The organism is Clostridium phoceensis (assembly GCF_001244495.1).
In the GTDB taxonomy this organism is placed as follows: domain Bacteria; phylum Bacillota; class Clostridia; order Oscillospirales; family Oscillospiraceae; genus Lawsonibacter; species Lawsonibacter asaccharolyticus.
On the sequence record NZ_LN866274.1, the window covers coordinates 1,153,813 to 1,166,994 of the forward strand.

Annotated in this window: 14 protein-coding genes; 5 read left to right on the forward strand and 9 right to left on the reverse strand. The window is 64.8% G+C overall.

Annotation, left to right across the window (positions count from 1 at the left end):
• Window positions 1–106 precede the first annotated feature (106 nt).
• A complete protein-coding gene (locus BN1969_RS06385) occupies window positions 107–289 on the forward strand; it encodes a hypothetical protein (protein ID WP_050623537.1) in 183 nt (60 codons plus the stop codon).
• 79 nt (window positions 290–368) lie between these two features.
• Here the strand turns inward: BN1969_RS06385 and BN1969_RS06390 are convergent, their stop codons facing one another.
• Genes BN1969_RS06390 through BN1969_RS06405 form a run of 4 tightly spaced genes read right to left on the reverse strand, consistent with a single transcriptional unit; the run spans window position 369 to window position 2,892 of the window.
• Window positions 369–944, reverse strand: coding sequence for a 5-formyltetrahydrofolate cyclo-ligase (locus BN1969_RS06390; protein ID WP_050623538.1), 576 nt, complete (start codon window positions 942–944; stop codon window positions 369–371).
• Window positions 904–1,467, reverse strand: coding sequence for a DJ-1 family glyoxalase III (locus BN1969_RS06395; protein ID WP_050623539.1), 564 nt, complete (start codon window positions 1,465–1,467; stop codon window positions 904–906). Before BN1969_RS06395 ends, BN1969_RS06390 begins: the two co-directional genes overlap by 41 nt.
• 13 nt (window positions 1,468–1,480) lie before the next feature.
• The gene (locus tag BN1969_RS06400) at window positions 1,481–2,158 is read right to left on the reverse strand and encodes a dTMP kinase (RefSeq protein ID WP_050623540.1); all 678 of its coding nucleotides are present in this window, start codon (window positions 2,156–2,158) and stop codon (window positions 1,481–1,483) included.
• Window positions 2,158–2,892 carry a WecB/TagA/CpsF family glycosyltransferase gene (locus tag BN1969_RS06405; RefSeq protein ID WP_050623541.1) on the reverse strand — a complete coding sequence of 245 codons (735 nt, stop codon included), beginning with the start codon at window positions 2,890–2,892 and terminating at the stop codon, window positions 2,158–2,160. Before BN1969_RS06405 ends, BN1969_RS06400 begins: the two co-directional genes overlap by 1 nt.
• Before the next feature lie 264 nt (window positions 2,893–3,156).
• Between BN1969_RS06405 and BN1969_RS06410 the strand changes: the two genes are divergently transcribed.
• Window positions 3,157–3,747: an NAD(P)H-dependent oxidoreductase gene (locus tag BN1969_RS06410; protein WP_050623542.1), complete on the forward strand. Its 591-nt coding sequence runs from the start codon at window positions 3,157–3,159 to the stop codon at window positions 3,745–3,747.
• A gap of 58 nt (window positions 3,748–3,805) precedes the next feature.
• Here BN1969_RS06410 and BN1969_RS06415 read toward each other — a convergent pair whose 3' ends face one another.
• Complete coding sequence (locus BN1969_RS06415; protein ID WP_050623543.1) at window positions 3,806–4,018, reverse strand: hypothetical protein; 213 nt, start codon at window positions 4,016–4,018, stop codon at window positions 3,806–3,808.
• A gap of 688 nt (window positions 4,019–4,706) precedes the next feature.
• On the opposite strand from BN1969_RS06415, the gene polA reads away from it, so the two are divergent.
• The gene (gene polA, locus BN1969_RS06425) at window positions 4,707–7,388 is read left to right on the forward strand and encodes a DNA polymerase I (protein WP_050623545.1); all 2,682 of its coding nucleotides are present in this window, start codon (window positions 4,707–4,709) and stop codon (window positions 7,386–7,388) included.
• A 72-nt stretch (window positions 7,389–7,460) separates the two neighbouring features.
• On the opposite strand, the gene BN1969_RS06430 is transcribed toward polA, so the two are convergent.
• Window positions 7,461–8,969 carry a PepSY domain-containing protein gene (locus BN1969_RS06430; protein WP_050623546.1) on the reverse strand — a complete coding sequence of 503 codons (1,509 nt, stop codon included), beginning with the start codon at window positions 8,967–8,969 and terminating at the stop codon, window positions 7,461–7,463.
• Complete coding sequence (locus BN1969_RS06435; protein WP_050623547.1) at window positions 8,969–9,544, reverse strand: RNA polymerase sigma factor; 576 nt, start codon at window positions 9,542–9,544, stop codon at window positions 8,969–8,971. The genes BN1969_RS06430 and BN1969_RS06435 overlap by 1 nt, the downstream gene beginning before the upstream one ends.
• A 209-nt stretch (window positions 9,545–9,753) precedes the next feature.
• Between BN1969_RS06435 and BN1969_RS06440 the strand changes: the two genes are divergently transcribed.
• Both BN1969_RS06440 and gluQRS read left to right on the forward strand, forming a co-directional pair.
• Window positions 9,754–10,662: an NAD(P)-dependent oxidoreductase gene (locus tag BN1969_RS06440; RefSeq protein ID WP_256183334.1), complete on the forward strand. Its 909-nt coding sequence runs from the start codon at window positions 9,754–9,756 to the stop codon at window positions 10,660–10,662.
• Window positions 10,663–10,675: 13 nt separating this feature from the next.
• Window positions 10,676–11,581 (forward strand): tRNA glutamyl-Q(34) synthetase GluQRS, encoded by a 906-nt coding sequence (gluQRS, locus tag BN1969_RS06445; RefSeq protein WP_272867224.1) that lies wholly within the window; start codon window positions 10,676–10,678, stop codon window positions 11,579–11,581.
• 44 nt (window positions 11,582–11,625) lie between these two features.
• Here the strand turns inward: gluQRS and BN1969_RS06450 are convergent, their stop codons facing one another.
• Together BN1969_RS06450 and BN1969_RS06455 are read right to left on the reverse strand one after the other, a co-directional pair.
• Entirely contained in the window at window positions 11,626–12,543 is a 918-nt protein-coding gene (locus BN1969_RS06450) for an anti-sigma factor family protein (protein ID WP_050623549.1), read from the reverse strand.
• The gene (locus BN1969_RS06455) at window positions 12,533–13,036 is read right to left on the reverse strand and encodes an RNA polymerase sigma factor (protein WP_050623550.1); all 504 of its coding nucleotides are present in this window, start codon (window positions 13,034–13,036) and stop codon (window positions 12,533–12,535) included. Before BN1969_RS06455 ends, BN1969_RS06450 begins: the two co-directional genes overlap by 11 nt.
• Between the last annotated feature and the right edge of the window lie 146 nt (window positions 13,037–13,182).

A 13,182-nucleotide genomic window follows, 5' to 3' on the forward strand; every position in this document is an offset into this window, starting at 1 on the left:
AAAATTTCCTTCCCCGTGGAACCGGGGACAGGGGTGGGCCATAGAATGGTACAGAGGCGAGAGACCGGCGACGGTCTCGGCCGACTTTGAGTGAGGTGAATGTTTCATGTGCTTTGGAAACAACGGTTGCGGCGGTAACAGCTGTCTGTGGATCATCCTGATCCTGATCATCATCTGGGGCTGCGGCGGAAACAGCTGGGGCTGCAACAGTAACTGCGGCTGCAACAGCTGCGGCTGCGGGAACAACTGCGGCAACAGCGGCTGCGGCTGCGGCGACAGCTGCTGCTGAGGCGGACTACATCCGCTGGAGACAGGCGGGGCCCTCCGGCCCTGCCTTTTTCCTGCGGGGCCGGCGGACAGGCAGGGGCTCAGAAGCGGAGGACCCGTCGGTCCGTCACCAGAACATGGACCCCCAGGTCGTGGGGCTCTACCGGCAGACTCCGCTGGAGGACGCACTCCCGGCACAGGCCAACGGTGGTCCCGGAGAAGCTCTCCAGCCAGCGGTCGTAGTAGCCTCCCCCGAAGCCCAGGCGGCGTCCGCCCTCATCATAGCACAGAGCGGGGACAAGGGCAAGGCCGATCTCCTCAGGGCGGATTAGAGGGGCCTGCTCCGTGGGCTCCTGGATGCCGAAGTCGGAGATGGCCATGGGCAGCTCCGGGCGGTAGACCCGGCACTCCATCCCGAAGCCGGGGACTACCCGGGGGAGACAGACCGTCTTCCCCAGCTTGGTCAGCGAGGCGGCCAGAGAGCCGGTGTCCGGCTCCAGGCCGGCGATGCCCCAGAAGAGGAAAAAAGTGCCAGTCTGCCGGACCTCCGGCAGGGAAAGAAATGCCTGGAACATGGCCCGGTCTCCGGCCGTCCGCTCCTCCGGGGAGAGGGCGGTGAGCAGGCTGCGGACGGACTTACGCAGTTGTTTCTTCTGTTCCGCGGTAGTGGATGGCATGTTGGACCTCCTTTGCTTTTTCGGCGCCGGCGAGGATTTCGATGAGCTTGAGGGCAAAGTCAAAGGCGCAACCGGCGGAGCGGGCGGTGATGATGCGTCCGTCCACTACCACAGGACACTCCGGCCGGACCACGGCGGAGCCCATCTCTCCCTCCATGCCGGGGTAGCAGACCGCGCTGCGGCGGTCCAGCAGCCCAAGGTGGGCCAGCAGGGTGGGGGCTGCGCAGATGGCGGCCAGATAACAGCCCACAGTGTGGGCTTTCTGGATCAGGGCCAGGGCGAACAGGTCCATCTGCATGGACTCCACGCCCCCCTTCCCTCCGGGCAGGAGCAGCATGTCCTGGGAGGAGAGGACGACCTGCTCCAGCGTCAGGTCGGCGGCAACAGCGATGCCATGCCCGCCAGCCACGGTGGCGGCGTTCAGCCCCACCAGGGAAACAGGCAGTCCGGCCCGGCGGAGCAGGTCGGCGGGGATCAGGGCCTCGGCCTCTTCAAAGCCTTCGGCCAGGAGAATATAAACCATGGGGAGCTCCTTCTTAATTCAGATTCAACAGGGGGGAGACCAGGGACCACACCTCCCGGTGGATCTCCTCCACCGTGCGCAGGCGGCCGTCCCCCGTGACGCAGGGGATGACCTGCCAGCCCAGGAGCCGGGCAGCCTGGAGGGCGCTGTCCCGGCAGGCGGCCAGATAGTCGGGGTCCACCTCGTGGATGTCCCCCTGAGTGTGGGTGGCTGCCTCCCGGCTGCGGAGCAGCTCCAGGGAGCAGCGGGTAGGCATATCCAGATAAAGGACCAGGTCGGCCCGGGGCAGGCCCAGCTTGTCGTGCTCAAAGTCGTCCAGCCAGCCCAGAAAGGCGGGGCGCTCCTGGGGGGCGCACTTGGCCCCCTGGTGGACGGCATTGGAGGTAGTGTAGCGGTCGGTGAGGATCAGCCCCCCCTGGGAATAGTATTCCCCCCATACTTTTTTCAAAGAGGCGTACCGGTCCACCGCATAGAAAGCGGAGGCGGCGTAGGGATTCACATCCCCTGGGCGGGAGCCGAATTCCCCGCCCAGATACATGCGGATGAGGGCGGATGAGGGCTCTTGGTACTGGGGGAAGACCAGGCGGCGGAAGGGGGTGCCCGTCTGTTCCACCCGGGCGCACAGCGCCTGAAACTGGGTGGACTTGCCAGAGCCGTCCGTCCCCTCAAAGACGATCAGCTTTCCCGGCATCAGCTCCGGCCCCCCTTGCCCCGGAGGCGGGCCCCCAGAGATCTGGTCAGTACCAGAGGCAGCTTGGCCATCCGGCCGATGCGCTTGGGCTCCCGGCTCAGGCGGTAGGCCCACTCCAGCCCCATTCTGCGCCACTTCTCCGGTGCCCGGTCCACGTTGCCGGCAAAGACGTCCAGGGCGCCGCCCAGGCCGATGGCCAGCTTGGCGCCGGTGAGCGCGCCCCACCGGGCCATCCACTTCTCCTGCTTGGGCGCGCCCAGGCAGACGAACAGAAGGTCGGGAGCGGCCTGAGACACCGCCCGGACCACGGGGGCCTCGTTATCAAAGTAGCCGTCATGGGTGCCGCAGAGGACCAGATTGGGGTACTGGGCACAGATGCGGCTGCCTGCCTCCTCCGCCACGCCGGGCTTGGCACCCAGCAGGAAGAGGCGGCCCCCCATCTCGTTGAGCTGGGCCAGCATGTCAGCGGCAAAGTCGATGCCGGGTACCCGCTCCTTCAAAGGTGTGCCCAAAATTTTGGCGGAATAAACCACGCCGATGCCGTCTGGCAGGACCAGATCGGCCTCGTTCAGGATGCGGCGGAACTCTGGGTCCTTCTCTGAGGCCAGGATAAATTCAGGGTTGGGGGTCACCACATAGTGAAAGCTGCCAGAGCGGAGCAGGCCGGCGCCCGCCTGGGCGGCCTCCTCCCGGGTGAGGTCATCGAAACGGATGCCCAAAATATCTGTTTTCAAAGTGCTTCCTCCAGAACTTGAACAGAATACAGCCCGGCCGGGCAGCGGGCCCGGGGGCGGGATCATGCAGCATAAACAGCCCTGCCCGCAGGCCAGGACCGGAAAAATATCGGGGATCTCCGCGATTCTCCGGGTATTATATCATGGGAAAACGGAAAAGTCTATGAAAAAGCACGGGAAAGGCAAAGCGTGGTTGACGCCGGGACGGAGAAGGGGCATAATGGAGAGAAAATGGGCAGAGGCCCGAGGAAAAGGAGGACAGGCATGAAACAGGTACTGTGGATCAACAGCTGTATGAGGGGGGCGGGACAGTCCCGGACGCTGGAGCTGTGCCGCACATTTTTGGAGGAACTGAGGGTCCGCCGCCCGGGGCTGAAGGTGGCGGAGCGGGACCTGACCAGGGCGGAGCTGCCCGTGATGACGGCGGAGCTGTCCCGGCGCAGGGAGGAGCTGGCCGCGGAGGGGCGGGAGGACCCGCTGCTCCTCCCCGCCCGGGAGATGGCCCGGGCGGATCTGGTGGTGGTGGGAGCCCCCTATTGGGATCTGGGATTCCCGGCGGCGCTGAAGGTCTATCTGGAGTGGGCCTGCACACTGGGGATCACATTTGGATACACACAGGCGGGGGAGCAGCGGGGGCTGTGCCGGGCAGAGCGGCTGATTTATATTACCACCGCCGGCGGGCCGCTGGAGGATCGGAATTTCGGATATGAGTATGTCAGAGGGGTGGCCGGGATGCTGGGGATCATCAATACCCACTGCGTCGCTGCCCAGGGACTGGATATCCGGGGCAATGACCCGGAGGCCATTTTGCGGGAGGCCCAGGAGCGGGCCGCCCGGCTGGCCGCAGAGATTTAAGAAAACACAGCCGCCAGTACGCTGGCGGCTGTGTTTTCTTCTGTGATGCGGCGGGAGTTCATGTCTCCACAACGAGATAGCCGTTGCCCAGCGCCCAGCAGCGCAGGCCGCGCGCCTCCAGAGCGGCGGTCCCGCCCCGGTCCAGCTCTGCCCGGATGGTCCGGGCCTCCTCCGGGGTGCGGACCGTGTACTGCACATAGGAGTTTACAGAGAAGGGGGTGCACAGAGCAGCTGCCTCCGCCAAGGGATTGTCAAAGGTGACGGAGGTCAAAACGCCCCCCTCGTAGAACTTGGAGAACCCCATGTTCNGTCCAGCTCTGCCCGGATGGTCCGGGCCTCCTCCGGGGTGCGGACCGTGTACTGCACATAGGAGTTTACAGAGAAGGGGGTGCACAGAGCAGCTGCCTCCGCCAAGGGATTGTCAAAGGTGACGGAGGTCAAAACGCCCCCCTCGTAGAACTTGGAGAACCCCATGTTCTCATCCGTGACTGCGGTGATCTCTCCGTTCCGGACTGTGACGCGGCATCCGGAGCCGCCGTAGACCGTGGCGCCGTCCGCCTCCTGAGACAGGATATCAAGCTGGCCCTGCTCAAAGGCCCATAGCGGTCCGTCCCCCTGAGTGAGAACCTCCATCCGCTTGGCGTGCAGGCACAGGTGATAAAAGGTCAGAGAGAACACCACGATGGTCACCAGCACCACGGCCGACAGCAGGGCGGCCAGTCGCCCACGGGTGAACCGGAGGGAAGAAGCCTTTCGCTCCATTACTCATCAGCCTCCTGACAATAAAAGCTATGACATATTCGGGGGGAACTCTGTCCTCAGAATACCATACAAGGGGAAAAACTGCAAGGAGCCAGGGGGGCTTTTATCTTGTTTGCCAGGGGAAAAGCTGATATACTATACAATAAATCATTCGATCATTCCTCCGGCTGTGGGCCGGAAACAGGAGGACAGACCCTATGAAAAAACTGATGGTCCTGGATGGGAATTCCATTGTCAATCGGGCCTTTTACGGCGTGAGCCAGAACCTGACTACCCGGGACGGCCAGCCCACCAATGCGGTGTTCGGCTTTCTGGCCATCCTGAACAAGCTGCTGGACGAGTGCGAACCTCAGGCACTGTGTGTCACCTTTGACCGGAAGGCCCCCACCTTCCGTCATCTGGCCTATGAGGGCTATAAGGCCACCCGCAAGGGGATGCCCGACGAGCTGGCCAGTCAGATGCCCATCCTGAAGGAGGTCCTCGCGGCCCTGAACATCCCCATGTACGAGCTGGACGGATGGGAGGCGGACGACCTCATCGGCACCATCTCGGTGAAGGATACTGCCGCCGGGTGGGAGACCGTGGTGGTCACAGGGGACAAGGACTCCCTCCAGTTGGTGACAGAGACCACCACCGTCAAGCTGGTGTCCACCCGCATGGGCCGTACCGCCACCCGGGATATGACCCCGGAGACCTTTCAGGAGGAGTACGGCTTCGGGCCCATCCACATTATCGATCTGAAAGCCCTCATGGGGGATGCCAGCGACAACATCCCCGGGGTGAAAGGGGTGGGGGAGAAGACGGCCATGGCCCTGGTCCAGCGGTATGGATCCATCGACCTGCTGTATGCGGCCATGCCGGAGATCGAGATGGCCGCCGGCACCCCAGCCAAGCCGGGAGTGGTCAAAAAGCTGGCCGAGGGGGAGGAGATGGCCCGCATGTCCTATGATCTGGCCACCATCCGCACCGACGCTCCCATCGAGTTCACACCGGAGGCAAACCTGCGCCGGGAGCCGGACCGGGCCGCCCTGTACCAGCTCTTCCTCCGGCTGGAGTTTGCCAAGCTCATCGATAAATACGGACTCACCGCACCCCAGGGAGAGGGGGATACAGAGACGGCCCCGGTCACCGGAACCTGTGAGAGCGAGGTGGTGGAGAGCCGGGAGCGGATGGAGGAGCTGCTTGCCCTGTGGCGGGGGCTGGACCAGGTGGATGTGCTGGCTCTGCCCGGGCTGGACACCGTGTGCGTGGAGTGGCAGGAGAGTGAGAGCCTCTCCCGGGCGGCGCTGTTTTTCGCCGGCCGGCTGGACTGCCACAACCAGTTCTTGAGGGAGCTCTTCGCCCCAGGCATCCGCAAGGCGGCCCATGGGGTCAAGGAGCTTTGGAAAGCCCTGCTGGACGAGGGGATCGAGCCCGGGGACTTCATCTTTGACACCGAAGTGGCGGCCTATCTTCTGGCCCCTACTGACGGCAGCTACGAGCTGGAGAAGCTGGGGATGACCTACTACAACCAGGAGTTCCCCAAGGCCGCCGCCTATCTGGAGGAGGGGGCCTTCGGCCCCCTGGCCGACCCGGCGGCCCCAATGGGCGCCCTGATATCCCACTGCGCCCTTATCGGGGCCCTCCACCAAACGCTGAGAAAGCGGCTGGAGGAGCTGGACCTGTGGACGCTGTACCAGCAGATCGAGCTGCCCCTCTGCCCAGTGCTGGCAGAGATGGAGCGGGAAGGGATGCTGGTGGACCGGGGGGCGCTGATCCGCTTCGGAGAGATGCTCTCCCAGGGGATACAGGGGGCCCAGGCAGCCATCTTTGCGCTGGCGGGGGAGGAGTTCAACATCAACTCCACCCAGCAGCTGGGCCGCATCCTCTTTGACCAGCTGGGCCTGCCCCCGGTGAAAAAGACCAAGACTGGCTACTCTACCAACGCCGACGTGCTGGAGAAGCTGCGGGGCCAGCACCCTATCATCGAGACCATCCTGGAGTACCGGCAGCTGACCAAGCTGAAATCCACCTATGTGGACGGGCTCTCCAAGGTGATCGGGGCGGATGGGCGGATCCACACCTGCTTCCAGAACACGGTGACCGCCACCGGGCGGCTCAGCTCGGCGGAGCCCAACCTCCAGAATATCCCCGTCCGCACCGAGCTGGGGGCGCAGCTGCGGAAGATGTTCGTGGCGGGACCGGGCAAGGTGCTGGTGGACGCGGACTACTCCCAGATCGAGCTGCGCCTGCTGGCTCACATGGCGGAGGACGAGCACATGATCGGCGCCTTCCGTACCGGGGAGGACATCCACACGATCACCGCCTCCCAGGTGTTCGGAGTGGAGCCGGACCAAGTGACCGGAGAGATGCGCCGCCGGGCCAAGGCGGTAAACTTCGGCATCGTGTACGGCATCTCCCCCTTCTCCCTGTCCCAGGACATCGGGGTGTCGGTGGCGGAAGCCAAGGAGTATATGGATCGATATTTCCTGAAGTATGCCGGGGTGCGGGCCTATATGGACCGGGTAGTGGAGCGGGCCAAGGAGGAGGGCTATGTCTCCACACTGTTCGGCCGGCGGCGCTGGCTGCCGGAGCTGAAGTCCTCCAACTTCAATACCCGCTCCTTCGGGGAGCGGGTGGCCCTGAACATGCCTATTCAGGGAACGGCGGCCGACATCATCAAGCTGGCCATGCTCCGGGTGCGGGACCGGCTGAGTACGGAGGGGATGGAGGGCCGGCTGGTCCTCCAGGTCCACGACGAGCTGATCGTGGAATGCCCGGAGGAGGAACAGGGGCGGGTGTGCGCCCTGGTGGAGGAGGAGATGGAGCGGGTGATCTCCCTGTCTGTCCCTCTGCTGGCGGAGACTTCGGCGGGCAAGAGCTGGGCGGATGCCCACTGAGGGGAAAACAGAAAAAACAGGGGAGCCCGGACGGACCGTTCAAGTCCGTCCGGGCTCCTTGTTTTGAAAAGCTCAGTCCTTCTCACGCTCAAAGGAGAGGATGGCACCGTCAGAGGCGGCAATGTCGTAGCTGTACTCCATGCCGCCGGCCTTGAACTCCACCTGGTACTCCAGATGGTCGTCCTCCCACTCCCGCTCTGCCTCCAGCCCATAGACCTGGGACTGGGAGAGCCCAGCATGGGCCAGAGCGATGGATACGGCCTGGTCCTGGCCGATGTCGGCGGAGGAGGCGGAGGGATGTGGCTCCCTCTCGCTCTTGCGGATGTCCCCGGTGGCGCCATCTACCGTGTACTCATACTCGGTGGTATCCACCCAGAACTTGACCTCATACTCCAGACGGCCGTCGTCGTACTCCCGCTTGACCGACAGGGAGACCACATCCCCCTCCGTCAACCCGGCGTGGGCCAGGGCGGCCTCCTTCGCTCCCTGCTCACCGATGTCGGCGCCGGAGGGGGCGGAGCCCCGGCTCTCCTGCTGGGATTTCACCACAGCCCCGGTGAGGGCGTCGATGTCGTACTCATACTTGCTGCCATTGGCATAGAACTCCAGCTCATAGACCATCCTTCCATCCTCATAGTCGAAGTCTATCTCCAGTACAGTGGCCTGAGCGGCGGAGACGCCGGCGTGAGAGAAGGCGGCGGCCTGGGCGGCCTCCACGCCGATGTAGGCGCTGTCGCTGGCCTGGCCGGAGGTCTGGATCATGCCGCTGCTGGGTAGTGTCTGAACGGAAGAGGAGCCGTCGCTGCCGCCGATGACGCCAATGTCCTCGGGGTCGGCGGGGCGGAAGGAGAAGAGGGAGGTATAGAGCAGGTTCAGGTCGTTGATGGGCAGACCCACCAGCTCCTCAAAGGTGTAAAGGCCGGAACTGCTGTCTGCGATGGTCTGGATCAGGGCCGCCTTGCCGGCGGAGATGCCGTACTCGTCCGCCTTCTGCTGGAGGGCATCATTGTGCTGGAAGGTCTGGGAGAGGATGGCACCGTTCACCTGGGCACTGGCCAGGACGGCGTCCGCCTGGCTGGTCAGCTCCTGCTGGAGCCGGGCGCCCCGGGCAGTGTCCTCATCTTCCACCGTAATGAGGATGGAGTTGGCCAGCTCGTCCACATAGCCGTTTTTGACCAGGGAGCCCACGATGGCGTTCATGGCCACATCCAAGGGGGTCCCCTTCAGCTCCATGCCATCCAGGATATCCACCGCATCCTCGTTGGTGGGGGCGGCGGACAGCACCTTTTCCTGCCGGTTCACCGTCAGCTCCACACCGGGGTTTACGTCCAGGGAGATGATGGAGGCTACGGTGTTGGACTGGAGGTAGTAACCGACGCCACCTCCCGTCACAGCGAGCACAAGGCAGGCGGCAGCGGCCAGAGGGAGCCAGCGGTGCTTCTTGGGTCTGGCCCGGGCCGCCGTGATGGGGATCGCACCGCCCTGACGGGGGGCACAGCGGGAGAGGACCCCCTCCACATCGTTGGGGGCCGCGTGTTCCAGAGCGGCGCGCAGGCGCTCTTCCAACTGGCGTTCTGTCATCAGGCGTCATCTCCTTCCAGAAGCAGGTTCAGTTTCTTCAGGGCCCGGCGGTATTTGGACAGGACTGTGGCAAGGGGGAGCTCCAGCAGCTGGGCGATCTCCCGGTGCTTCAGGCCGGTGACCGCATGGAGCATGACCACCTGCCGCTCCTGCTCGGACAGGAGGGAAAGGGCGGCGCGGAGGACGTGGCGGTCCTCCGTGGTGACATCGGGGGCCCGGGCGGGCAGGGCGGACCACTCCTCGTCGGTCAGCTCCTGGGTCTTCCCCCGCTCCCGCAGCCTCATCAGAGCCAGATTCCGGGCCACGGTGAGCAGCCAGGCCATAGGCTTGCCCTGGGGGCGGTAGCTGGCGGCGGTGTCCCAGATGCGGACAAAGGCGTCCTGTGTCACGTCCTCGGCGTCCTGGGGGTGCTTCAAGTAGGAGAGCACCAGACCGTAGACTGCGGTCCGGGTCCGGTGATAGAGTTCCTCCAGACTGTGGGAATCCCCGGCTGCCACCCCCAGCAGCAGCGATTCCAGGTCCTCCCGGGCGGAGGGGGCCCCATATGTGGTTGTCAAAAGTCCAAGCACTGTCATGGACACATTCTCCTGTCATCCTTAAAATGCTTGAGACGGGCGTTTTATTGCATGCGGAACAAAAAAATCTGAAAGCGTCCGTACCCATAGGATATCTGTATTATAGCGGGAAAACCTCCTCCCCGCAAGGGGCGAAAATCTTCGGAGCCCCGCTCCAGCCGTCCAGGCAAAATGGGACCGCCCCCTTGTCTCGGGGGGAAAAGCGTGATATGCTGGATACATCTGAGACAGAAAAGGGGCGTACACACATGCAGACCATTGGATTTATCGGCACCGGCATCATGGGACAGGGGATGATCCGCAATTTGATGAAGGCGGGCTACCCGGTCCAGATCTACAACCGCACCCGGAGCAAGGCAGAGGCACTGGAGCGGGAGGGAGCGGTCTGGAAGGACAGCGCCGCCCAGTGCGCCGCCGGCTGTGGGGTAGTCATCACCATCGTGGGCTATCCCCAGGACGTGGAGGAGGTCTATTTTGGCCCCGGGGGACTGCTGGAGTCCGCACAGCCCGGGACGGTGCTCATCGACATGACCACCACCAGCCCCAAGCTGGCCCAGCGCATCTATGACCAGGCCCGGGAGAGGGGGCTGGACGCCCTGGACGCCCCGGTGTCCGGGGGAAATACCGGCGCGGCCAACGGGACGCTGGCCATCATGGCCGGCGGCGATGAGGCCGTGTTCCAAAAGGTGCTGCCCGTGCTGGAGACCATGGGGGAGAACATCGTGCTGGAGGGAGGCCCGGGCGCGGGCCAGCACACCAAGATGGCCAACCAGATCGCCATCGCCGGGGCGCTGGCAGGGGTGTGCGAGGCGCTGACCTACGCCAAGCGGGCAGGCCTGGACCCGGCGCGGGTCTATGAGACCATCCGTACCGGAGCGGCCCGGAGCGGCCAGCTGGACATCATTGCCCCCAAGGTGCTCAACGGGGACTTTTCCGCCGCCTTCTATCTGCGGCATTTTGTAAAGGATATGGGGATCGCCAGCCAGGAGTGCCGGGACCGGGGCCTGGAGCTGGAGGTGCTGGAGCAGGTCCTGGCCGACTGCCGGCAGATCGAGGCGGAGGGCCATGGGGGTGAGGGGACCCAGGCCCTGATCCGCCACTACCCCTGGGCCGACTGAGGTGGGCGTGCCGGTGACAGGGCGCTTTGCTCCCAGCCCCAGCGGGCGGATGCACCTGGGCAATTTGTGGTCCTCTCTTCTGGCCTGGCTGGCCGCCCGCAGCGCGGGGGGAAGGATGGTGCTCCGGCTGGAGGACCTGGACCCGGACCGCTGCACCCAGGCGTGGTGTGACCAGGTGATGCGGGACCTGGAGTGGCTGGGGCTGGACTGGGACAACGAGCCGGTGTACCAGAGCCGGCGGACCCCGGCCTATGAGGCGGCCTTCCGGCAGCTGGAGGAGAAGAGGCTGGTCTATCCCTGCTTCTGCACCCGGGCGGAGCGGATGGCGGCTTCCGCCCCCCACCGCTCGGATGGACAGGCGGTGTATGACGGGCGGTGCCGGCGGCTGACGGCGGAACAGCGGGAGGATCTGGCCAGGCAGCGGAACCCCGCCTGGCGCTTGGCGGTGCCCGACCGTGCCAGCTCCTTCCGGGACCTGCTCCAGGGGATGTATGAGGAAAACCTGCTCCGGGACTGTGGAGACTTCATTCTGCGCCGGTCCGACGGGGTGTACGCCTACCAGCTGGCAGTGGTGGTGGACGACGCCTGGATGGGGGTGACCCAGGTGGTGCGGGGCAGCGATCTGCTCTCCTCCACCCCGCGGCAGCGGTATCTGCTGGAGCTGCTGGGCTGTCCCGCGCCGGAGTACGGCCATGTGCCCCTGCTGCTGGCCCCCGACGGCCGCCGCCTGGCCAAGCGGGACCGGGACCAGGAGCTGGGAGCCCTTCAGCAGCGGTTTACCGCCCGGGAGCTGGTGGGCCGGCTGGCCCATCTGGCGGGGCTGATCCCGGAGGCGGCCCCTGTATCCCCGGAGGAGCTGGTACCCCTGTTCGCCTGGGAGAAGCTGCCCCGGCGGGATATCGCCATGGAGCCCTGGTAAAAGAGGCGGCGGTCTCGTTTCGAGACCGCCGCCGTGCTCTCTGCTTACAGCAGGAAGAAGCGGACAAAGGCAAATCCGATGAGACCGATGAGGCCGATCAGGACGTAGAGGAGAAAACGCTCCGCCGTCCCAGTCCCGGCACCCCAGCTCTGATCGATCTCCGGGTCCTCATACTCCTGCGTGATGTCCTCCCCCTCCTGGTCCAGCAGGAGAAAAGAGTCGGGGAGGCGGACATGCTCATCCGGGCCTGTCCCCAGGTCCAGCTCGTCCTTGGGGACAGCCAGGAGGAAGGTGTCCTCCTGCACCGGAAAGGTGACTGGGACCACCCGGTCCAGCCCCTGGGAGTCGTAGACCTCAAACTGGGCGGTGAAGCCATAGATCTCCCGGCAGCCCACCCCGGCGAAGAGCCAGAGGTCCTCGCTGCTATGGAGGAAGACCCCTCCGGTATAGGGGAAGGGGGAGTAGCTTGCGGAAACGAACTGATATTTTCCGTTGAGGCCCCGGTCCAGCTCCGCCACACCGTGGACGTTGTCCTCGCTGTCGGAGGTGAAGGACACATAGAGGGTGCCGTCCACCTCTGTGGCGGCCAGGGCCTCTATGGCGCAGCCCTCCAGATGATCGGTCCAGCCCAGATAGTCCTGGAGCCCCTGGGTGAGGGAGGGGAGGTCCCCACGCCAGTGGTACTCGCTGTCGTACACCAGAAAGATGAGGAGCAGGGCCACCACTGCCGACAGGACGGCGGCGATTAGCCGGGTGCGCTTCACCTTTTTTAGAAAGGCCAGAGCCCGCTTGGGGGCCCGCACCACCGGCAGGCTGGCCTGCATAGCCTCCCGGTGCCGGCGGCACTCCGGACACTCCTCCAGGTGGGCCTCCACCTGCCGGGTGGTCTCCTCCTCTGTCAGCCCCTCCAGGTAGGCGGGCAGCAGGTCCCGTACCACGCAGCAGTCCAGTTTATGTTCCATCCCTGTCACCTCCCATGATCCGAGCCAGCTCCTCTTTTCCCCGGTAGAACCGGACCCTGGCCCATACCTCGCTCCGGTCCAGGATGTCCCCGATGTCTCGGAAGGAGAAGTCACCGGCCAGCCGCAGATGGATGACCTCCCGGGTGTCCGGGTCCAGCTGCTGCATGGCCCGGTACAGGGCCAGCCGGCCCTCCCGCTGCTCCGTCTCCTGCGCTGGATCGTCGGGGGCGGCCTGACCGGCCAGGTGCTCCTCCTCCAGGGGAACGTTCCGCTTCCGCAGCTCCAGCTCCTTGTACCACAGCCGCTTGGCGATGGCGCACAGCCATACCTGAGGCGTGCAGTCCCCGCGGAAGGAGCCCAGCTGTCGGAGGGCCTGGCAGAAGGTCTCCTGGCACAGCTCCTCCGCCAGGTCAGCGTCCCGGCACAGGGAGAAGAGATAGCGGTATACCAGCTGGGCGTGCTGTTCGTACAGGTCTTCACCCCGGTGGGCCATGGCGGTCGCCTCCTTCCGTGTCCTTCTGTCTATTGGTCCCAGGGACGGGACATTCGTTACAGGATCTGAGCGGAAAATTTTGGGACGCGCCCAGGCTCCTGATGGGGGACGGCCTTTTAGATATCAGAGAGGGGGCCGGCGTCCGC

What these genes read in the sequence shown, in the direction of transcription:
- BN1969_RS06450 (WP_050623549.1), bottom strand. Translation starts at nt 12,543, where the DNA reads ATGGAACATAAACTGGACTGCTGCGTGGTACGGGACCTGCTGCCCGCC.
- BN1969_RS06440 (WP_256183334.1), top strand. Translation starts at nt 9,754, where the DNA reads ATGCTGGATACATCTGAGACAGAAAAGGGGCGTACACACATGCAGACC.
- BN1969_RS06395 (WP_050623539.1), bottom strand. Translation starts at nt 1,467, where the DNA reads ATGGTTTATATTCTCCTGGCCGAAGGCTTTGAAGAGGCCGAGGCCCTG.
- BN1969_RS06455 (WP_050623550.1), bottom strand. Translation starts at nt 13,036, where the DNA reads ATGGCCCACCGGGGTGAAGACCTGTACGAACAGCACGCCCAGCTGGTA.
- BN1969_RS06430 (WP_050623546.1), bottom strand. Translation starts at nt 8,969, where the DNA reads ATGACAGAACGCCAGTTGGAAGAGCGCCTGCGCGCCGCTCTGGAACAC.
- BN1969_RS06400 (WP_050623540.1), bottom strand. Translation starts at nt 2,158, where the DNA reads ATGCCGGGAAAGCTGATCGTCTTTGAGGGGACGGACGGCTCTGGCAAG.
- BN1969_RS06385 (WP_050623537.1), top strand. Translation starts at nt 107, where the DNA reads ATGTGCTTTGGAAACAACGGTTGCGGCGGTAACAGCTGTCTGTGGATC.
- BN1969_RS06435 (WP_050623547.1), bottom strand. Translation starts at nt 9,544, where the DNA reads ATGACAGTGCTTGGACTTTTGACAACCACATATGGGGCCCCCTCCGCC.
- BN1969_RS06390 (WP_050623538.1), bottom strand. Translation starts at nt 944, where the DNA reads ATGCCATCCACTACCGCGGAACAGAAGAAACAACTGCGTAAGTCCGTC.
- BN1969_RS06410 (WP_050623542.1), top strand. Translation starts at nt 3,157, where the DNA reads ATGAAACAGGTACTGTGGATCAACAGCTGTATGAGGGGGGCGGGACAG.
- polA (WP_050623545.1), top strand. Translation starts at nt 4,707, where the DNA reads ATGAAAAAACTGATGGTCCTGGATGGGAATTCCATTGTCAATCGGGCC.